General features: G+C 59.1%; 18 protein-coding genes. 8 read left to right on the top strand and 10 right to left on the bottom strand.

From position 1 onward, the window contains the following. The first annotated feature begins 2 nt into the window (after nt 1-2). Nucleotides 3-2,075: a response regulator gene (locus tag H6F59_RS11415; protein WP_190699171.1), complete on the top strand. Its 2,073-nt coding sequence runs from the start codon at nt 3-5 to the stop codon at nt 2,073-2,075. Nucleotides 2,076-2,132: 57 nt separating this feature from the next. Then, nucleotides 2,133-2,660 (top strand): metal-binding protein, encoded by a 528-nt coding sequence (locus H6F59_RS11410; RefSeq protein WP_190699167.1) that lies wholly within the window; start codon nt 2,133-2,135, stop codon nt 2,658-2,660. Between the two features lie 125 nt (nt 2,661-2,785). Here H6F59_RS11410 and nadB read toward each other — a convergent pair whose 3' ends face one another. The 3 genes from nadB to H6F59_RS11395 form a co-directional block, all read right to left on the bottom strand. Beyond that, nucleotides 2,786-4,477, bottom strand: coding sequence for an L-aspartate oxidase (gene nadB / locus H6F59_RS11405; RefSeq protein WP_190699164.1), 1,692 nt, complete (start codon nt 4,475-4,477; stop codon nt 2,786-2,788). A gap of 133 nt (nt 4,478-4,610) precedes the next feature. Further along, nucleotides 4,611-5,039 carry a photosystem II complex extrinsic protein PsbU gene (gene psbU / locus H6F59_RS11400; protein ID WP_073608376.1) on the bottom strand — a complete coding sequence of 143 codons (429 nt, stop codon included), beginning with the start codon at nt 5,037-5,039 and terminating at the stop codon, nt 4,611-4,613. Between the two features lie 113 nt (nt 5,040-5,152). Continuing rightward, nucleotides 5,153-5,581: a hypothetical protein gene (locus tag H6F59_RS11395; RefSeq protein WP_190699161.1), complete on the bottom strand. Its 429-nt coding sequence runs from the start codon at nt 5,579-5,581 to the stop codon at nt 5,153-5,155. A gap of 152 nt (nt 5,582-5,733) precedes the next feature. On the opposite strand from H6F59_RS11395, the gene folD reads away from it, so the two are divergent. From folD to H6F59_RS11380, 3 genes are read left to right on the top strand one after another with little or no spacing between them, the layout of a single operon-like run. Next, complete coding sequence (folD, locus tag H6F59_RS11390) at nt 5,734-6,594, top strand: bifunctional methylenetetrahydrofolate dehydrogenase/methenyltetrahydrofolate cyclohydrolase FolD (RefSeq protein ID WP_190699158.1); 861 nt, start codon at nt 5,734-5,736, stop codon at nt 6,592-6,594. A gap of 56 nt (nt 6,595-6,650) precedes the next feature. Next, nucleotides 6,651-7,580 (top strand): geranylgeranyl diphosphate synthase CrtE, encoded by a 930-nt coding sequence (gene crtE / locus H6F59_RS11385; protein ID WP_190523565.1) that lies wholly within the window; start codon nt 6,651-6,653, stop codon nt 7,578-7,580. Between the two features lie 14 nt (nt 7,581-7,594). Next, a complete protein-coding gene (locus H6F59_RS11380; protein WP_190523563.1) occupies nt 7,595-8,050 on the top strand; it encodes a divergent PAP2 family protein in 456 nt (151 codons plus the stop codon). 85 nt (nt 8,051-8,135) lie between these two features. On the opposite strand, the gene H6F59_RS11375 is transcribed toward H6F59_RS11380, so the two are convergent. From H6F59_RS11375 to H6F59_RS11355, 5 genes are all read right to left on the bottom strand, one after another. Beyond that, entirely contained in the window at nt 8,136-8,840 is a 705-nt protein-coding gene (locus H6F59_RS11375) for a hypothetical protein (RefSeq protein ID WP_190523561.1), read from the bottom strand. A gap of 187 nt (nt 8,841-9,027) precedes the next feature. Continuing rightward, nucleotides 9,028-9,360 carry an MgPME-cyclase complex family protein gene (locus H6F59_RS11370; protein ID WP_190523560.1) on the bottom strand — a complete coding sequence of 111 codons (333 nt, stop codon included), beginning with the start codon at nt 9,358-9,360 and terminating at the stop codon, nt 9,028-9,030. A gap of 166 nt (nt 9,361-9,526) precedes the next feature. Then, nucleotides 9,527-10,237: a pyridoxine 5'-phosphate synthase gene (locus H6F59_RS11365; RefSeq protein WP_190699155.1), complete on the bottom strand. Its 711-nt coding sequence runs from the start codon at nt 10,235-10,237 to the stop codon at nt 9,527-9,529. A 76-nt stretch (nt 10,238-10,313) separates the two neighbouring features. Beyond that, the gene (locus H6F59_RS11360) at nt 10,314-12,491 is read right to left on the bottom strand and encodes a polysaccharide biosynthesis tyrosine autokinase (protein ID WP_190699152.1); all 2,178 of its coding nucleotides are present in this window, start codon (nt 12,489-12,491) and stop codon (nt 10,314-10,316) included. Between the two features lie 23 nt (nt 12,492-12,514). Then, the gene (locus tag H6F59_RS11355; RefSeq protein WP_242021389.1) at nt 12,515-13,663 is read right to left on the bottom strand and encodes a polysaccharide biosynthesis/export family protein; all 1,149 of its coding nucleotides are present in this window, start codon (nt 13,661-13,663) and stop codon (nt 12,515-12,517) included. A gap of 413 nt (nt 13,664-14,076) precedes the next feature. Here H6F59_RS11355 and H6F59_RS11350 point away from each other — a divergent pair, with 413 nt between their 5' ends. From H6F59_RS11350 to cofH, 3 genes are all read left to right on the top strand, one after another. After that, entirely contained in the window at nt 14,077-15,135 is a 1,059-nt protein-coding gene (locus tag H6F59_RS11350) for a Gfo/Idh/MocA family protein (RefSeq protein ID WP_190699148.1), read from the top strand. After that, nucleotides 15,132-16,190, top strand: coding sequence for an NAD(P)-dependent oxidoreductase (locus tag H6F59_RS11345; protein ID WP_190699146.1), 1,059 nt, complete (start codon nt 15,132-15,134; stop codon nt 16,188-16,190). Before H6F59_RS11350 ends, H6F59_RS11345 begins: the two co-directional genes overlap by 4 nt. A gap of 142 nt (nt 16,191-16,332) precedes the next feature. Next, a complete protein-coding gene (gene cofH / locus H6F59_RS11340; protein WP_199325728.1) occupies nt 16,333-17,544 on the top strand; it encodes a 7,8-didemethyl-8-hydroxy-5-deazariboflavin synthase subunit CofH in 1,212 nt (403 codons plus the stop codon). On the opposite strand, the gene H6F59_RS11335 is transcribed toward cofH, so the two are convergent. Both H6F59_RS11335 and pyrF read right to left on the bottom strand, forming a co-directional pair. Next, on the bottom strand, nt 17,442-18,107 hold the full coding sequence (locus H6F59_RS11335) for a hypothetical protein (RefSeq protein WP_190699139.1): 666 nt from the start codon (nt 18,105-18,107) through the stop codon (nt 17,442-17,444). The genes cofH and H6F59_RS11335 overlap by 103 nt on opposite strands. Continuing rightward, nucleotides 18,083-18,808, bottom strand: a complete 726-nt coding sequence (pyrF, locus tag H6F59_RS11330) for an orotidine-5'-phosphate decarboxylase (RefSeq protein ID WP_190699861.1) — start codon at nt 18,806-18,808, stop codon at nt 18,083-18,085. Before pyrF ends, H6F59_RS11335 begins: the two co-directional genes overlap by 25 nt. Between the last annotated feature and the right edge of the window lie 29 nt (nt 18,809-18,837).

The raw sequence follows: 18,837 nt of genomic DNA, 5'->3' as shown, positions 1-18,837 counted from the left end.
GGATGCAAACCGAGGCAACCGTCAACATTCTCCTCGTCGATGATCAGCCCGAAAACCTAGTGGCCCTAGAGGCTATTTTGGGCGAACTGGGGGCCAACTTAGTTAAATCGACTTCGGGAGAGGAGGCGCTGCGCTGTTTACTGCAGGACGACTTTGCGGTGATTTTGCTGGATGTGCAAATGCCTCAGATGGACGGTTTTGAGGTGGCCACGCTCATTCGCCATCGCCAGCGATCGCGCGATACACCAATTATTTTTCTAACCGCCTTTAGCAGCAACGAACAGTTTATGTTTAAGGGCTATGCCCTGGGAGCGGTTGATTATTTAATCAAGCCAATTTCACCCAATATTTTGCTGTCAAAGGTAACCATTTTTATTGAGCTATTTAAAAAGACCGAAGCCCTGCGACAAAAGACCGAAATCTTGCAGCAGCAGGCCTCTCAATTAGAGGCAATTAATACTGAGCTACAGATGAGCGAAGAGCGGTTTCGTCTGCTCAGCACCTGTTCACCGCTGGGGGTGTTTGTCACCGATACTGAAGGTTGCTGCCTCTACACCAATCCCCGCTATCAATCTATTTGTGGCTCAGCCGACGCCGTCCCCGAGCAGAGCTGGTTGGGCTCTGTGCATCCCGACGACTCGGCGATCGCCCAATCGACCTGGCACGCTTTTATGGCCGACGGGCAGGAATATTCCCAGGAGTTCCGGGTTCAGGCTAGGGATGATGGCTCTCGCTGGGTTTCGGTGCGCTCGGCTCGCCTGGTGTCGGAGCAAAAGCAGTTTCTCGGTTACGTAGGCACCGTTGAGGACATTACCGAGCGCAAGCAGGCCGAAGCGGCCAACGCCCAGGTGATTCGCGAGCAGGCGGCCCGCCAAGAGGCGGAGACGGCCAACCGGATGAAGGACGAGTTTATCGCGGTCCTGTCCCACGAGCTGCGGACGCCGCTGAATTCGATTTTGGGCTGGTCGCACCTGCTGCGATCGCGCAACTTAGATCCGCAAAAGACGGAGTACGCGATCGCCACCATTGAGCGCAACGCCATTGCCCAAAAACAGCTGATTGAAGACATTCTCGACGTGTCCCAGATTGTGCGGGGCAAGCTACAGCTCCACTGCCGGCCGCTAGATCTGGCGGCGATCGCCCAGTCGGCGTTAGAAACGGTGCGGCCAGCGGCAGAGACCAAGGCGATCGCTTTGGTTGACAATGTTCAAGACACCGCCCGCCTAGAGATTGTGGGAGATGCTCTGCGGTTGCAGCAGGTAGTCTGGAATTTGCTCACCAACGCGATCAAATTTACCCCCCAGCAGGGGCGGGTAGAGGTGCATCTCTCAATGGTGACCGACCTGCCCAAAACCCTAGTAACTCCCCCAGATGCCTATACGCCGGGCTATGCTCAACTGCGCATCACCGATACCGGCATGGGCATCGACATTGACTTTTTGCCCCACATTTTTGACCGGTTTCGCCAGGCCGACAGCAGTACCACCCGCGCCCAGGGAGGGTTGGGGCTGGGGCTGGCGATCGTTTACTACCTAGTAGAGCAGCACCAGGGCTACGTCTGGGCCGAAAGCCCTGGTGTAAATCAAGGCACCACCTTTACCGTGGCCCTACCACTGGTGCCCTCCCCATTTGCCCCCACGCCCCCCACGCCGCCAGAAAACAAGCTTGCCGAGGCTGGTCCCCATGCCCTGGCGAATATGGCAATTTTGATCGTTGACGATGATACCGACACCCGCGATTATCTAACCTTTCTGCTAGCTTCTCAGGGGGCGGTTGTCACGGCGGCAGCCACCGCGCAGGAGGGCTTTCACCTGCTGAGTACAACCCAGCCGGCGCTGCTGCTGTGCGACATCAGCATGCCCGATATGGATGGCTACACCCTGATGCAGAAAATTAGAACGCAGCTGCCTGCATCCCAGGCACAGATTCCGGCGATCGCCATTACCGCCCACGCCCGCATTTCTGACCAGGCCCAAGCCCTATCCACCGGATTTCAGCAGCATTTGCCCAAGCCGGTGGAGGCAGAAGTGCTCATCCACACGATTCTCCAGGTAACTGGGGCAACCGCGTCCTAGCGAAGCGGCTGAGCTTTACCCCTTGCCAGAAGGGCCAAATCTTGGTACATCTGTGCCATGTCCTCAGGCCGCACTCACGATCGCATTACTCTCTGGGCCTTACCCTTGGTGGTGTTGGCTGCCTTTCGCGTCACCCTCAGCGGCCAGCTGACTGCAGTGGTCTGTCTAGGTTTTTTGCTGGGCGGCTGGATGCTGGGCCCCGATCTCGATATTCACTCGGTGCAATACAAACGCTGGGGCTGGCTGCGGTGGATCTGGCTTCCCTATCGGAGCCGCATTCGCCACCGATCGCACTGGTCCCACGGGCCGATTATCGGCACCGTGGTGCGGGTGCTCTACCTGTCGCTATGGGTGAGCATTGGGGGGCTGCTGATCGTCAATCTGCTGAACAGCGCCCAGCGCACCGCCCTTTCCTGGGAGGACCTGATCAACGGGCTAAGCTGGGGATTGGTCACCTACTGGCCCTGGTGGCTGGCCCTAGTGGTGGGGTTAGAACTGGGGGCTCTGAGCCACTATGTAGCCGACTGGATATCCTCAGCATATAAGGGCAAGCGGAAGCGATCCAAAAAGCGGAAGCGGCGGTAGTGGAGCGGTGGGTAAATGACAAAATACCCAGCTAGTTTTGAATTTTAAGTTTTGGGTTTTGAATGTTTTCCCTCCACCAGAAATTCAAAACTAAGCACTCAAAACTGGCTCCCCCACTTACCCATCTATTGCTCCACAGGGGAAGACGTATACCAGCGATCGCCCTCAACTACTGTATGCACCTGCCATTGAGGGCTAGGTTGAGGGTAGTCTTGGCGAAAGTGGCCGCCCCGGCTTTCAGTGCGGAAGGCGGCGCTGTTGAGGATCAGCCAGGCGATGTCGTAGAGGTTGCCCAGTTCGCCCCAGGCTCGCACCAACGGCCAGTCGATGTCAGGCAGGGGGTAAGTCTGGCCGGGCGACAGCTGGTGCAGAGACTGCCACGGGTGCTGTTGCCACTCGGTGCGCCACTGGCTCAGAGCGGCGATCGCCCCCTCCAGCCGTGTCTGCTCGCGGCTGATGGCGGCCGCATCCCACATTAGCTGAGTTAGCTGCTCGCGCTGTTGATGAAGCGTTGCCAGGGCGTCTTTGGCGGTGTTCTGGGACCATAGGGCGGCCTCATCCAGGGGTGATACTGCTGAGGCCACTTCTTTGGGATCGAAATCACTGTTCGCCTGCAGGGGCAGGTTGGCCAGTTCAGCGCCGTAGACTAGGCATTCCAGCAGAGAGTTGCTGGCTAGACGGTTGGCGCCGTGAACTCCGGTGCTGGCGTTTTCGCCCACGGCATAAAGGCCTGGAATAGTGGTTTGGCTGCGAAGATCCGTCGTGATGCCGCCCATCCAGTAGTGAGCAGCGGGAGAGACTGGCACCGGGTCGGTGAGGGGGTCGATGCCCCAAGTGCGGCACACCTGCAAAATGTTCGGAAAGCGGTACTGCAAGCGATCGCGGGGAATGGGCCGCATGTCGAGCCAGACGCGGCTGTCGCCGGTCTTTTGCAGGTGGTGAAAAATGGCGCGGCTGACCACATCGCGCGGAGCCAGCTCACCGTCGGGATGATAGTCGAAGACAAAGCGATAACCCTGACGATCAACTAAATGCGCGCCCTCTCCCCGCACCGCTTCGCTAATTAAAAAGGGCGGTGCCCCCGGTTCCGCTAAGGATGTGGGGTGAAACTGGACAAATTCTAAATCGCGCAGCTGGGCTCCAGCCCGCCAGGCCATAGCCACGCCATCCCCCGTACTGGCGGTAGGATTAGTCGTTTGGGCATAGACCTGGCCACCGCCGCCCGTGGCCAGCACCGTAGCTTGAGCCGACAGCCACTGAAGCTGTTGACTGTGGGCCACCAGTGCGCCACGGCAGCGGCCCTCGACCATCCATAGGTCGAGGGCGAAGGCACTTTCAAAGACTGTAATGTTGGGCCGCTGGAGCACCGCCTCGGCCAGAATCGATACGATCGCCCGCCCGGTAGTATCGGCGGCGTGAAGCACGCGGCGGCGCGAGTGGGCGGCCTCTAGGGTCATGGCCAGCTGACCTTCGGTGCGATCGAAGGCGACCCCCAGATCCACCAGGCGCTGAATACAGGGAGCAGCCTTACTGGCCAGGTGCTCTACAGATTGGGGATCGCACAGTCCGGCTCCGGCTACCAAGGTGTCAGCTACGTGAAGCGAGACGGCATCGTCTACGCCAATGGCGGCGGCAATGCCCCCCTGGGCCCAATCGCTGGCGGAAATTGACAGCGTATCCTTGGTCACCAGGCCAATGTGCCACTGGGGCGGAATCGATAGCGCCGAGTAAAGCCCGGCGGCACCTCCCCCAATCACCAGCACGTCGAAGTGGTGGCCCTGAGGCGGCGCAAGCGGCGATAAATCAGGCTGGGTCAAAGACGACTCCCAAGAATGATTCAAATAGTAAGGTGCTAAAAACCCTGGCTAACCAGCGTTGACCTTGGGCCAACCTGACCAACCAGGGCTACTAAGGGCGGCAGCTAAGCCAAACAGAGGGATGGCCCGCTGTCTACTTGTAAACGCCGTTGTTGAAGCGATCGCCACCTTCTACAAACGCAGAGTCAGGCACAGTAACCGTGAAGTTATCCAGGTTCTTGCGCAGAATCTCAAGCTGAGGCTCGCTCAGACCCGGCAAGTCGAGCACGTCATCAACGCTCTCGTAGGGAGCGTTGAGTAGAATCTTGCGCGCCAGGGTGGGGTACAGTCCAGGAAACTTTCTAAAGCCCTGTACGTTGGCGTTGTTGAGGTCTAATTTAGCCCCGTACTCTGTCTTAAGCTTGGCGTCTACCGCGTTTTGCGGTGATTCTGCCAGCCAGGCCGTGGCCTCAAAGGGGGCGCTCAGAAGGTCTGCCCCAGAGATGGGCTGCGCTACAGCGGGGCTGCTTACCCAACCAAACAGCACTGCCAGCGCAACGAGTAGGCCAACCAGTTGTTTCATTTACCCTAATCCTCTCCTACCAGTGTGAATGACTATACACAGCATTTCTAAGAGACTACCATTTTCCAGGCCCCACAACGGAGAAGAACGCTATCGGGCCGTTACTGTAGTTTTTATCGAGATTCCTGGGGTAGGCGCTCTAACTCTTCAGCGTAGTACTCGCCTATATCTTGCCCGCGCAGCAAAACTTGCTCATACCGAATGGTGGCCCTCAGGGTGACGGGCTCTCCCTGAGGCGGCGCTGCTGTAGCGCTGAGTACCCAAATGGAGCCCGAGTCATCCACCAGCTCGTACAGTCCCTGGCCCACCAGGGGCAGATGACGGCCGACGGTGCCAGCTAAATAAACCGTATCGCTTTGGCTCTGGCTGGCTTCGCCAATGGGGGTAACGGGGTCAAGCCAAGCGAGGCCGGGCCAGGTGCTGAGGCGATCGCGCAGGGAATAGCCCACCCCGGCATCGACGCTGGCCCCGCAGCTGGTGACGACCACCAGGGCCAACCCAATCGCTCCATAGTAGGTAAACTGACGCTTTAAGTAGTTCATAGAAGCTTTTTAAGGCGCTGAGCGGCGATCGCAGGCGTTTAGAGGATCAAAATCTGAGACACTGAGAAGGCGTCGAATCCTCAACCTGGGCAAAGTTTGCCTTAGGGTTTCAACTGCGATCGTTCCCGAGATACAGGTTAGCGCACCCGGCCATGACCCAACTGCTCGACGGCAAAGCCCTAGCGGCCCAAATTCAAACCGATCTGGCTGCCGATGTTCAGGCGTTCATCGCCCAGGGGCACCGTCCCCCAGGGCTAGCGGTGATTATGGTGGGTGACAATCCCGCCAGCGCCGCCTACGTGCGCAACAAAGAGCGGGCCTGTAGTCGGGTAGGCATTGCCTCCTACGGTAAGCATCTGCCCACCACCGTCTCCCAGCAGGAGGTGGCCGACCTGATTCAGCAGCTCAACGCCGACCCCAACGTAGACGGCATTTTGGTGCAGCTGCCCCTGCCTGACCACCTCGATGCCGTAGCTCTGCTCCACACCATCGACCCCGATAAAGATGCCGACGGGCTGCACCCCATCAATTTAGGACGGCTGGTGCGCGGCGAACCTGGCCTGCGCAGCTGCACTCCCTACGGCGTGATGCGACTGCTAGAGGCCGCTAAAATTGACCCCGCTGGGGCCACGGCCGTGGTAGTGGGACGCAGCATTCTCGTAGGTAAGCCCATGGCCCTGATGCTACTAGAGGCCAACGCCACCGTGACTATGGCTCACTCGCGCACCCCCGATTTAGCCGCGGTGATGCGGCAAGCTGATATTCTAGTGGCGGCGGTAGGCCGTCCCGGTATGATTACAGCGGCTGACGTTAAGCCCGGCGCCGTTGTCATCGACGTGGGCATTAACCGGGTTGAGCAGCCCGACGGCTCAGCTCGGCTGGTGGGAGATGTCGATTTTGCCTCGGTGGAGCCGGTGGCTTCGGCGATTACTCCGGTGCCGGGGGGCATTGGCCCAATGACGGTAGCCATGCTGCTTGAGAACACCGTAACTAGCTACCGCAACCGCCTGTAGACGCGGATTCATCCAGTTTCAAACTTGTTTTGTCGCCTTTCAACCTGCCTGCCGCCATGGTGCCAACCAACTCCCTCGATTCTAGACCCGCTGCTGCTGGCCCCTTTGACCTCGAAGCCTACCTAAAAGAGCGTCGCCCGCAGGTAGAAGCCGCCCTCGACCAGGCCCTGGCCTTGCGCTATCCCGAAACCCTCTACGAATCCATGCGCTATTCGCTGCTGGCTGGAGGTAAGCGCCTGCGCCCCATTCTTTGCCTGGCCACCTGTGAACTGGTGGGCGGCACTATAGCAATGGCCATGCCTACGGCCTGTGCCCTGGAGATGATCCACACCATGTCGCTGATCCATGACGACCTGCCGTCGATGGATAACGATGATTATCGTCGGGGCCGGCTCACCAACCACAAGGTCTACGGCGACGACGTGGCGATTCTAGCAGGCGATGCGCTGCTAACCTACGCCTTTGAACATGTGGCGACCCAAACCCAGGGGGCTTCTCCTGAGCGAGTGCTGCGGGTGGTTGCCGGGCTGGGTAAAGCGGTAGGGGGTGAAGGTCTGGTGGGCGGTCAAGTTGTGGATTTGGCCAGCGAGGGCAACCCCAACGTGACCTTGGAAACCCTCAATTACATTCACAATCACAAAACGGCGGCTCTGCTTGAAATTTCGGTGACCTCTGGGGCCATACTGGCAGGGGCTGACGAAGAGGCGATTGACAATCTGCGCCAGTACGCCCAGCGCATTGGTCTGGCCTTTCAAATCGTGGACGATATTCTTGATATCACCTCGACGTCTGAAACCCTGGGTAAGTCGGTCGGCAAAGACATTACTGCCCAGAAGGTGACCTACCCCAGCCTCTGGGGCATTGAAGAATCGCGTCGCCAGGCCAACCAGCTGATTGAGGCGGCGAAGGAGAGTTTGGCCGGCTTTGGGGAGCTGAACCGACCTCTGCTGGCGATCGCCGATTATATTGTTGCCCGTACCTACTAGGTTTGCCTGCGCCGATGGACAGTTTTAGCGACATCTTCAACAACCATGTGCTCGTGGTGGCGTTAATTGCCTGCTTTACAGCCCAGGGGCTCAAGGCTGTCATTGAGCTGGTGCGCCATCGCAAGCTCAATCTGCGGGTGATGGTAGAAACCGGTGGCATGCCCAGCGCCCACTCGGCTCTAGTTACGGCCCTAGCCGGCGGCATTGGCCAGACTCTGGGCTGGGCAAGCCCAATATTTGCTGCCACCGCCGTGTTTTCGGTGATTGTCATGTATGACGCGGCGGGAGTGCGTCAGGCGGCAGGCAAGCAGGCCAAAGTGCTCAATCAAATCATTGACGAGCTGTTTCAAGAAAAGCCCGAGATTAGAGAAGATCGGCTGAAGGAACTGCTAGGACACACGCCTTTTCAGGTGATTGCCGGGTCAATTTTGGGAGCGATGATCTCTTGTCTGGCCGCGCCTGCCTACTGATGCCGAATCTCATTCGGTTGCACCCGATCTGTAGGGGCATTGCAGTGCAATGCCCCTACAAGATTTCCGTCTTGAAAAGGAAGCCTCAAGGAGCGGTGAGAGCCACCGCTGGAGTCAGCATTACCACTTCCTGGCTATCGACGATAAAACCGGCGATGTTGAGACTGGTGAGCACGGACAGGGTAGAGGCGGCTCCGGCCACATCTGGGCTATGGGCGATGAGTAGATAGGAGCGCTGGCGATGCACCGCTAGGCCCACAGCCTGACCCACCTGACGCTGAATGGCGATCGCCGACTCAGGCTGGTATTGGTAGTCCACTAGCACCGCGAAGCCCGTTCCCAAGGGCTGAGGGGCGTAGGCGGTTGGCGCTGACTGCGTCGTCGCTGGAGGAGTAGCCGTGGCCGGAGTGCCACCGCTGGGTGGGGTATTGTTGGCGGGCGGAGTCTCACTGTTCGCAGGCGGAGTTGTGCCACCCGTGGGAGGTGCAGGCTGGGCCGCGGTGGTGGCCGGACGGGCTACAAAGGCCTGGAAGCCCTCTACCTCCGTCATGTACTGGGCCCACGCATTAGCATTTTCTAGGTTGGTAAACCCCCCGGCCCGCACAACGGTGTCGTTGAGGTAATCACAAACTAGGACGGTGCTGTTGGAGGGCAGCAGGTCTTGTACCCGCGTGCGCTCGGCCTCGGTGTTGCTGCGGACTAGCAGCAGATACTCGTTGGCAGACGGGGGCGGGCAGGGCGGAAACTGGGCCTGGGCAGCGGTCCACACTCCCGCAAGCGGTGCCAGCAATAACCCTAGGGCAATGCTTCCCGCTCGGGGCAGTGTTATCCAACTAAGCGATATCTGTGCGCTGCTCCGTTTCAAACCCTTTACCATTGCTCTTTGTTACCGCCGTAATCTGCCAGCGATTCTAGCCTAAAGCAGCGATCGCGGGCAGAGATTCTAGGTTTTGATCGCAATCGCGCCTGCCCTCAGCTTAAGACGCTATGGCATCTAGAGATGCAAGGGGATCGGGAATGGTAGCGGAGGGGGCCTCAAACTCACCAATGCCTACATAATCAAACCGCAGCTTGACCCAGGTAATGAACTGCTTGCTGGTGGAAACTAGAGCTACAGAGGGCTGGGGGCAGCGGGCTTTAATGCTGGCCAGTTCGGGAGCATCTAAAAAAGCGGGGGACTTGACCAGCCAAAAATTCACCTCCTGCTCTTGCTCCTGATAGTAGCGGCGGCGCTCCTTGAGAACTTCATCCAGGGGCTCTTCTTCGAGCAGAAACTTTTGGCTGGCAACGGCGTAGTAGTAGGTGGTCATGGGGAATCTCCTTTGTGAGTAGGTGGGTAAGGGGTGGGCGGGTAGGGGGTGGATGGGTAGGGGAGAGTTTTGAGTGTTTAATGTTGAGTTTTGAGTTGACGGTGAAGGCATAAACTCAGAATTCAAAACTCAACACTCAAAATTTTCCTTCAGCCTCCTTTCCACTCTAAATCAGCGCTTTCATCTCGCGGACGGCGCGCTCTAGGCCCACCAGTACAGCGCGGCTGACGATGCTGTGGCCGATATTGAGCTCTTCCATGCCGGGAATGCGGGCGACTGGGGTGGTGTTCCAGTAGGTGAGGCCATGGCCAGCGTTGACCCGCAGGCCTAGAGCGATCGCCTGGGCGGTGCCCTGGGCCAGAATGTCGAGTTCGCGGTGGCAGTCGGCTTCGGCCTTGACCTCGGCGTAGGGGCCGGTGTGCAGCTCGATGAACTGGGCACCGACCTGGGCTGAAGCCTCAATTTGGTCGCTGGCAGCGTCGATAAACAGGCTGACCGGAATGCCGGCGCTCTGAAGGGTGTTGACTACAGATTTCATCCGATCGGTTTGACCGGCAATATCTAGCCCGCCTTCAGTGGTGACTTCCTCGCGCCGCTCGGGCACCAGGGTGACGTAGTCGGGTTTGACATCGAGGGCGATCGCTACCATTTCGTCGGTGGCAGCCATCTCCAAATTCAGATGGGTGCGCACCATCTGCCGCAGCAGGCGCACGTCGCGGTCTTGCATGTGGCGACGGTCTTCGCGCAGGTGCACGGTGATGCCGTCGGCCCCGGCTAGCTCGGCCAGCACGGCTGCGGCCACAGGGTCGGGCTCAACGGTGCGGCGGGCCTGGCGAATCGTGGCAATGTGGTCGATGTTGACTCCCAGGGTAGGCAAGCGATCGCTCCTTAACGTTCCTAGACGCTACAGCCTACGATCCTACCCTATTGGCTTACCCTGCTAAAAGTCGCTGCTAAAAGTCGATGGAGCGAACCAGGGGCTGGGGGCCGGGGGTGACAGCGGCACTGTCGGCCGGAGGAGGGGTGGCAGAGGCGGCGGTGCGATCGGCGGCATTGACGATCGCACCCAGCAGCGGCAGGTCTTCGTTTTCTAACAGCTGTTCTAACAGAGCCTCTAGCACCGCTTTGTCGGTGTAGCCGGGGCGGGTCACCAGCAGTAGCCCATCGCTGGCGGCCCCAAGCAGCAGGGCGTCGTTGCTGTTGCCCAGAGGCGGCGCGTCAATCAGTACCAGGTCAAACCGAGCGCGAGCGTCGGTTAAAAATTGCCCCATCTCGCTCGACTCCAGGATGGCGGCCGGGTGGGGTTGGGGGCCGGGGCTGGGAGCTAGGTACAGGTTTTCGACCCAGGGCGCGAGCTGAATTGGCTCCTGCTGCCGCCCGGCGTAGTAGTGCAGCGGTGCAGAGATGGCAGCTGGGTTGAGCTTGACCCCTAGCCGGTGACCGCAGGAGGGCTGGCGCAGGTCGGCTTCAACAATTAGGGTTCGGCGTCCGGCGCGAGCAGCGGCAATGCCCAGGTTAAAGGCGCTGGTAGTTTTACCTTCTCCCGACCGGCTGCTGACGACTAGCACCACCCACGGGGGTGTCCCAGCCTCAGACAAGCTGCCCGCCCGCCGCAGGCTGCTGCGCAGTCGCTCATAAATCTCCAGGTCGGCAGTCTGGGGCTGGTAGAGAATCGGCCAACCTTGGGAAGACGTGGCAGCTAAAGCCGGGACTAGCCCCAACACCGGCACATCCTGATCGCTCAAAATGTTTTGGAGATCTTCGGGGGTGCGGGCAGTACTGTCGAGCAGATCGAGCAAAAAGACCACGGCCCCGGCGGCAACAATTCCCAGTAGTCCGCCGACGGCCATAACCACGACGGGGCTGGTGGGCGGGTCGGCCTGGAGGGTGGTGGTGGGCGGTTGAGCGACAGTGAGGCTGCTGGCGGTCTCGGCCTCAGCGGCTTGGGCATCAATGCGTTTGGCCTGAATTTGGTCGTAGAGAGCCTGGTTGAGGGCCACCTGCTGGGCGAGGCGGTTGCGCTCCAGCTGCTTGTTGGGCAGGCTGGAGTACTGCTGACGCAGTTGGCCATCGCTTTGGCGGAGCACCTGCTGCTGGCTGGCCAGGGCGGCCCGCTGGGCGCTGAGGGTGACCAGCTGGTTGGCCAGGGCGGCGCGGGCCGGGTCGAGGGTGCTGTTTTGGCGCACTTCGCTAACGCTGGGCAGGGCGGCTAGGTCTTGCCCCCCAATCACCTCCTGGGCACGCTCGGCCAGCAGGGCATTGTAGGCGGCCAGGTTTTGGCGCAGGTCTTGAATGGTGGGGTGCGACTCGCGCAGGGTGGCCGACAGCAGCTTGAGCTGGGTCTCGCTCTCTAAAATCTGCGATCGCAGCTGGGCAATAATCGGGTCAGCGCTCAAGGCCGAAGCGGTGAAGGCCTCCCCCGGCGTCAGCCCCAGCTGCTGCTGGAGGCTTTGAATCTGGGAATCTAGCCCCGCCAACGTGATTTGGTTCTGGCGCTGCTGCTGCTGCCCACCCGAGATCGCCCCTAGCAGGCTGCCGTCGAGGGCTGCTTGAATGGCCGGGCCTTCGGTGCGATCGTAGACTTCGAGGGCCTGCTCGGCGGCTCGCAGATCAGCTTCTACGGCTGGCAGACGCTCGTCTAACGCAGTCACAATGGCTCCAATTCTGGCCCGGTTGGTGACTCGGCTCAGCTCCACCATGGCCTCGAATAGCAGGCTGAGGGTGAGCTGGGTCTGCTCTTCGTCGGCCCCGCGAAAGGTGACTGTGACCCGCTGCACCACATTTTCTTCCCCCTCTAGCTTGACCGTGGTGCGGTATCGCAAGGTTTCAGGATCCATTGAAATCCCTCGCCGCTCTAGCTCCTGGGACACCTGCTGCAGCAGCACGTCAGCCAGCAGAAACTCCTCTGAAATAATGCCCTGACCCCGCTGCTGCACCTCGGTACCGGTGGTGGTCAGGGCAACGACTGGCGCATTTTGCACCAGCACCCCCTCGGCCCGGTATTGCGGGGGCGGCGGGGGCTGCACGGCCACCACTGCTGAAATGCCCAAAATGCCCAGCAGGGTTGCCAAGCTAGGCCACTTGTAGCGGTCTAGGGCCAGCAGATAGCGCTTAATAAAAGGAGAAACCATCGCCGTTCTCAGGGTCTAAAACCCTAGGGTCTAAATAACGAGTCTGCTGAATCGGTCAGGGAGTCAAAAAAGAGCAAAAAGCCCAACACATCGCGAAAGGGCTGAGTAAAGGTATTGAGAGCATAGCTGACCCGCGCCAGCAGGTTGCGGTCAACCACCAGGATGTCGTTTTCCTGAAGGGGAATGTTCTGGCTCAAGTCACCGTTTACCGCCGCCGTCGCATTCACCGTGATCGTGTCGGCCGAACCGGTTTCGGGGTTAAATCGCAGCACCGCAATGCGGTTATAGGCGGCCACATCGGGGTTGACCCCTGCCACGGCCAGGGCATCTAAAAAGCGGCTGCCGTTGCGCAGATTAATCGCTCCAAAGCGAGCTTCTCCGCCCCGCGCCCCGGCCGCTCGGTTAAGGATACGGATGGTAATTTCGGGCCGAGCCAGGGTTGAACTGGCCACTAGGGCGCGATCGTAGCTCTCTACATCCTCTGGAGATAGGCGGGGCACCGTGACCACATCGCCGTCCTGTAACCTCACCTGGGGAATGGGTTCACCCTGGAGGAGTGGGGTGAACAAATCTATGGTGCGCGACAGTATATCGCCGCTCTCCAGGGGCCGATCCACTTGCACCAGACGCAAATCCGCCAGGGTGGTAGAGCCTCCGGCTGTCAGCAGCGCCACCGATAGCTGCGGCGCCTGCAAGGGGTAAAACCCTGGACGGGGTACCTCGCCCACCACCGTCACTTCTACTGGGCGCTGGGTGGTGAGAATCACTGACACATCAGGATTGACCACGTACTGGTTGTAGCGGTCGAAAATTGTTTCGCGAGCCTCTTCTAGGGTGAGCCCAGTGAGGTTAAGGGTGCCGGCTAGGGGTAGCACCACGTTGCCTTGAATATCTAAAGTGGCCGGAAAGCTCAGGTCGGGAAACCGCTGCACTCCGACAAAAATGCCGTCTCCAGGCCCCAAACGGTAGTCATCAAAGACATCGTCCAGGCTCTCGGATTCTAGCCTCAAGCTAGAACCTGGGAGGCGATCGGGTAATGCCGCTGGGGGTGTTTGGGCGATCGCCGGGGCGATCGCAGTTACCAACCAAAGGCCCGTCAGACCACCCCAGCGCCCTAGCCTCTGAGCTGCCGCCCCAGACCTATAGCCTTTGGCCAAACCACAAAAAACCATAGCCTTAACCGTAGGGACGCGATCGCAGTGGAGAATACCCAATATTGACCCATTTTTCTAGCAGTGGGACAGAGTTCGGCGCAGCCTTGTGGGAAGAAAGTCGCTAATTTTGAATGTGCCTCTGCTGCACCTTCCAGAGCAGGTTGCCGATAACCAGATGCATCGCCAGTTTCTCTCTTGGGGGTGTGGCAACCGAGCTTCAGTTTGTATGTACGGCAGTTTGCAAAAACTTTACGGTGTAACTACAGATTTGAATTTCTTGGCAATATTTCTTGCTTTTCCCACGTTGTTGGTTCAGCCGTATAGCCTGTACACCAGTTAGGGGTGGGTAAAACTCAGCCTTACGTAGCTCAATTGTCCGTCTAGATACATCTCTATGATTAGTTTTAGCTGGCTTGCTACAGGTATCTTCAATGGGTAAATCTCTAAAGGCTGCGGTCATTGGTACCGGCGTTATTTCCAAACAACATTTGAGCTTTTTAGATAGTTCTGACCACAGCGAGCTAGTTGGGGTGTGCGATCTGTCTGCCGCCGCCGCTAAGTACGCCGCTGAGACATTTCATGCTGGCCAAGCCTTCACCGATTACCAGGCCATGCTGGCGGAAACCAAGCCCGACGTGGTTCACATCTTGACCCCGCCGAACACTCACCAAAAGTTGGTCACCGACTGCCTCAATGCCCAAGCTCACGTGATCTGCGAAAAGCCAATTACGCCCACCTATGAGGATTTCAAAACCCTCTGGCATTTGGCTCAAGAGAAAAACCTGCACCTGATCGAAAACCACAACTACCGGTTTAACGAAGCCATTCTCAAAATTGAAGAGATGGTCAAAGACGGCACTCTAGGCGAGGTGCAAGAGGTTGAAGTGCGTGTCGCCCTAGGCTACCGCGAGGCAGGTGGGCGCTTTGCCGATCGCAACTTGCCCAACCCTGTACACAAGCTGCCCGCTGGAGTCGTGCACGACGTCATTACCCACATGGCCTATCTGCTGCTGCGGTTTATGCCCGAGGTAGACCGGGTCGCAGCAGCTTGGAGCAACCACGGCGGCGGAGATCTATTTAAGTACGACGACCTTGATGCCATTTTGCTCAACGGCCAGCAGCACGCACGCCTGCGGTTTACCTGCTACACCAAACCTGAGTGTTTTACTCTATTTGTCAGAGGTAGCCGAGGCTACGCCGAAACCGACCTGTTTCAGCCCTACCTACGGACCGTGATTCCTCGGGCCGGGGGTGAGCAACTGTCACCGCTGATCAACCACTTCGTCAACGGATGGGACTTGATGGGTTCCAGCGTCAAAAACTTCCGCAACAAAGTCATGCAGCGCACCCCCTATGAAGGCCTGCACCGCTTGCTCGACCAGACCTATGCCGCCATTCTTCACAATCGGCCCATGCCGGTGAGCTTTGAAGATATGGACAAAACCAACCGACTAATCGAAACCCTACTTGCAGAGGAGAACCGCGTATGAAGCTGTTTATTACTGGAGCATCGGGATTTTTAGGCAAGTACGTGGTGGCTGAGGCGGTACGACAGGGCTACACCGTTAAGGCAGTGGTGCGCCCCGCCACCGATGCCTCAAGTCTGGCCTGGGCTGACCACCCTGCGGTGGAGCTGGTGCGCCTCGACCTGCGCCAGGGCCGGGGCATTGCCGAAGCCCTCGGCGACGTTGACTGCGTCATTCACATGGCGGCGGTGAAGGGTGGCGATTTCTACGATCGCTTTGCGGGCACCGTGCTCACCACCGAAAACCTGCTGGGTGCCATGTCCACCGCCGCCGTCAAGAAGCTGGTGGCCACCAGCACCTTCTCGGTGTACGACTACTTCAATCCCGCGGTCAATCGGGTGATTGACGAAGCCTTTCCCATCGAGTCTGAACCCGAGTACCGTGACGCCTACGCCCAAACTAAGCTGATTCAAGAAGACCTGATGCGCGAGTGGGGCGACGCCAATGGGGCTACCGTTACCCTAATTCGTCCCGGCATGATCTACGGTCGCGAAGCGCTATGGAACGCCTGTCACGGGGCCGATTTTGGCTCCAAATGGCTGCTCATTGGCCCTAATGCCCTGATTCCTGTCACCTATGTCGAAAACTGCGCCGAGGCCATTGTGCTGTCAGTGGGCAGTGCCGCTGCCGCTGGCGAAGTGATCAACGTGGTAGACGACAATTTGCCCACCCGCCGTCAATTCACTACGGCTCTGGTGAAGCGTACCGAGAACCCGCCCCAGGTCATTCCCATGCCCTGGGGTATGATGCGCAGCGTTTCCAGTTTGGCCTGGTTTGTGAATCAGCAATTGCTCAAGGGCAAGGCGCGCCTGCCGGGTCTACTGATTCCTGCCAGCCTAGATGCGCGGCTGAAGCCCTTTCGTTACAACAACGCTAAGGCCAAAAAAACGCTGAACTGGACTCCCCGCTACACCTTAGAGGCGGCTCTCGACCGCAGCGTCAGCGACCAGTGCCTACTGAGCGACATGCTGGCCAAGGCCCCTGCCACCCCCACCCTAGAGACTGTTGCCCAGGGTTAGTAGTTGTCAGGCTTAGGCAAAAAGCCCGTGTTTTCAGCTTTGAAAACACGGGCTTTTTGATGACGAAATAAATTTGCCTGCTAGAAACTCAGTCCATCGCCACAATAAAGAAGTGATTTTGTAACGGTGGATGCTGGCAGCTATGGAAATTGAGCAGATTCTCGCTAAGGCATTGGCTGGTGGCGATATTACCCCGACTGAGGGGGTAGCGCTTTTGCAGCCGCAGGATTCTGCGGCCCTGGCAGCGATTCGCGACACGGCTGACACCCTACGCCAGCAGCAGGTGGGAGAGACCGTCACCTATGTGGTCAACCGCAACATCAACTTCACCAATATCTGTGAGCAGCACTGTAGCTTCTGTGCCTTTCGTCGCGATGCCGAAGCGGAGGGGGCCTACTGGCTCGACGTTGCTCCCATGCTCGAAAAAACTACCGAAGCCGTTGCTGTAGGAGCTACAGAAATCTGCATGCAGGGAGGGTTGAACCCTGACGCCAAAATCAACGGCCGTTCCCTGAACTACTACCTGAAGCTGGTGGACACCATCAAGGGCTCGTTCCCGGCCCTGCACCTGCACGCCTTCTCGCCCCAGGAGGTGCAGTTCATCGCCCGGCAGGACGGGCTGAGCTATCGCGACGTGCTGCTGGCCTTTAGGGATGCTGGCGTAGGGTCACTGCCGGGAACGGCAGCGGAGGTGCTCGACGACGAGGTGCGGCGAGTACTGTGCCCTGAGAAAATCGACAGCGCCACGTGGCTGGAGATTGTGGGGCTGGCCCATGAGATTGGTTTGCCTACCACCAGCACCATGCTGTCGGGCCATATTGAAACGCCCGCTCAGCAAATTACCCACCTAGAAAAGCTGCGTCAGCTCCAGCGTCAGTCCCTAGAGGCCGGCCACTTGGCGGCGATAACTGAATTTATTGTGCTGCCCTTTGTTGGGCAGGAAGCACCCAAACCTCTGCGCCGCCGTGTGGGACGCGACCAGCCGGTGCTGGCCGATGCACTGCTGCTGATAGCAGTAGCCCGCATTTACCTAGGTAACTGGATTGTCAACCACCAGCCTAGCTGGGTGAAACTGGGGCTGAGCGGCGCTGCCGAGGCGCTGACCTGGGGCTGCAACGACATCGGCGGCACCCTGATGGAAGAGCACATTACCACCATGGCCGGAGCCCAGGGGGGAACCTGCATGACGGTGGCGGAACTGCGGGGGGCGATCGCCGCCTGTAACCGCCCCGCCCGCCAGCGCGACACCCTCTACGGATTTGTCGATGGGTCTGGAGAAACTCTTTCGACCTCAGCATCGGCTGGAAACACTGCCTCAAACCGACAGTCGCGCAGCCAAAGCCTCACCGCCTGACCCACAATACCGTCGCTGCTCTCCTGGGGTGGGGTGGGAGGGCGACTGCTAGAGCCTAAGGGCCCACTATTTGAATAGGGGCCTAGGCTAGAAAACAGCAGGGCCATGTGCCAACCGTCCTGAGTTGGGGCGAGAAACAGCCAGTGATAATGTTGCAGGGATGTCGGTCGCCCTTGCCAGTACTGCCGCTCTAGGGTGGTAAAAAACACCTGCTGCAGGTCTGTGTCAGCTTCACCTTCGCTCGTCGCCCCTGTGGGCAATAGCTGGGACAGATCTAGGGGGGTGAAGTCAGGGGCACTGGCCACCAAGATAGTGGTTACAGGTTGGATGGGGTTAGTAGATAGATCTAGGTTGCGGCTAGACACCCGGTTAGCGTAGCTGGGCAGGTCGGCCAAAAGTTGGGTGGCGAGCACTTGGGGGTCGCTTGGGCAGGGTTCAGCGGGTCGCAAATAGTTGGGCTCAGGCGGCTCCTGAGCTTGAAGATCTCCACCCAACACCAGCAGCATTACAGTGCCCGCCGCTAGAGCCGCTTGGCGGACTAGGGAGCGATCGCAGTGGAACATTCTTCGCAGATGCGCGCAAAGGCGGCGGCAGGGTCGGGATCGGCGGTAACCGGGCGGCCAATCACCAGGTAGGTAGCCCCGGCATTGAAAGCTTGCACTGGGGTCATGGTGCGGCGCTGGTCTTGGCTGCTGGCCCAGGTGGGGCGTACCCCAGGGCACACCAGGGCAAAGTCGGCGGGCAAAAACCGCCGCAGCTGGCTGGCCTCCTGGGGTGAGCAGACTACGCCTTTCAGGCCACTGTCTCTAGCGAGTAGAGCCATTTGTAGCGCATAGCTATTCGAGTCAAGGGGAATTTTTAGCTCAACGGCCAGAGTTTGAGGGTCAATGCTCGTCAGTAGGGTAACAGCCAGCACCAGAGGTGGCTCTACGCCGACGGCCTTGGCTCCAGCGATCGCGGCCTGCTGAGCGGCCTCCATCGCCTCCTGGCCCGCCGCCGCGTGAATGGTTAGCAGGTCAACCCCGTAGCGCCCCGCTGCCATACAGGCTCCGGCCATGGTGTTGGGAATATCGTGGAACTTGAGGTCGAGAAAAATACGCTTTTGCCGCGCCTTAAGCTCCTGAATCAGGCCCGGCCCGGTGCTGACAAACAGCTCCAGACCCACCTTCCAAAAGCTCACCTGGGGCAGGGCATCCACCAAGTCCAGGGCGGCTGAGGCTGAGGACACGTCCAGGGGCACAATGATGCGCTGGTCAACGGTCATAGACATAGAGGCCTGGGCTTAAGGGGGCA

It is taken from the genome of Nodosilinea sp. FACHB-141, assembly GCF_014696135.1.
Lineage (GTDB): Bacteria > Cyanobacteriota > Cyanobacteriia > Phormidesmidales > Phormidesmidaceae > Nodosilinea.
Note: the sequence above shows the minus strand (reverse complement) of the source record. Positions and strands in the feature narration are given on the sequence as shown.

Excerpts from the sequence above, each read along its gene's own strand:
- folD (WP_190699158.1), top strand. The coding sequence starts at position 5,734 with ATGACCCAACTGCTCGACGGCAAAGCCCTAGCGGCCCAAATTCAAACC.
- cofH (WP_199325728.1), top strand. The coding sequence starts at position 16,333 with ATGGAAATTGAGCAGATTCTCGCTAAGGCATTGGCTGGTGGCGATATT.
- H6F59_RS11380 (WP_190523563.1), top strand. The coding sequence starts at position 7,595 with ATGGACAGTTTTAGCGACATCTTCAACAACCATGTGCTCGTGGTGGCG.
- H6F59_RS11360 (WP_190699152.1), bottom strand. The coding sequence starts at position 12,491 with ATGGTTTCTCCTTTTATTAAGCGCTATCTGCTGGCCCTAGACCGCTAC.
- H6F59_RS11395 (WP_190699161.1), bottom strand. The coding sequence starts at position 5,581 with ATGAACTACTTAAAGCGTCAGTTTACCTACTATGGAGCGATTGGGTTG.
- crtE (WP_190523565.1), top strand. The coding sequence starts at position 6,651 with ATGGTGCCAACCAACTCCCTCGATTCTAGACCCGCTGCTGCTGGCCCC.
- H6F59_RS11370 (WP_190523560.1), bottom strand. The coding sequence starts at position 9,360 with ATGACCACCTACTACTACGCCGTTGCCAGCCAAAAGTTTCTGCTCGAA.
- H6F59_RS11335 (WP_190699139.1), bottom strand. The coding sequence starts at position 18,107 with ATGTTCCACTGCGATCGCTCCCTAGTCCGCCAAGCGGCTCTAGCGGCG.
- H6F59_RS11345 (WP_190699146.1), top strand. The coding sequence starts at position 15,132 with ATGAAGCTGTTTATTACTGGAGCATCGGGATTTTTAGGCAAGTACGTG.
- H6F59_RS11415 (WP_190699171.1), top strand. The coding sequence starts at position 3 with ATGCAAACCGAGGCAACCGTCAACATTCTCCTCGTCGATGATCAGCCC.
- H6F59_RS11355 (WP_242021389.1), bottom strand. The coding sequence starts at position 13,663 with ATGGTTTTTTGTGGTTTGGCCAAAGGCTATAGGTCTGGGGCGGCAGCT.
- H6F59_RS11350 (WP_190699148.1), top strand. The coding sequence starts at position 14,077 with ATGGGTAAATCTCTAAAGGCTGCGGTCATTGGTACCGGCGTTATTTCC.
- H6F59_RS11410 (WP_190699167.1), top strand. The coding sequence starts at position 2,133 with ATGTCCTCAGGCCGCACTCACGATCGCATTACTCTCTGGGCCTTACCC.
- pyrF (WP_190699861.1), bottom strand. The coding sequence starts at position 18,808 with ATGACCGTTGACCAGCGCATCATTGTGCCCCTGGACGTGTCCTCAGCC.
- psbU (WP_073608376.1), bottom strand. The coding sequence starts at position 5,039 with ATGAAACAACTGGTTGGCCTACTCGTTGCGCTGGCAGTGCTGTTTGGT.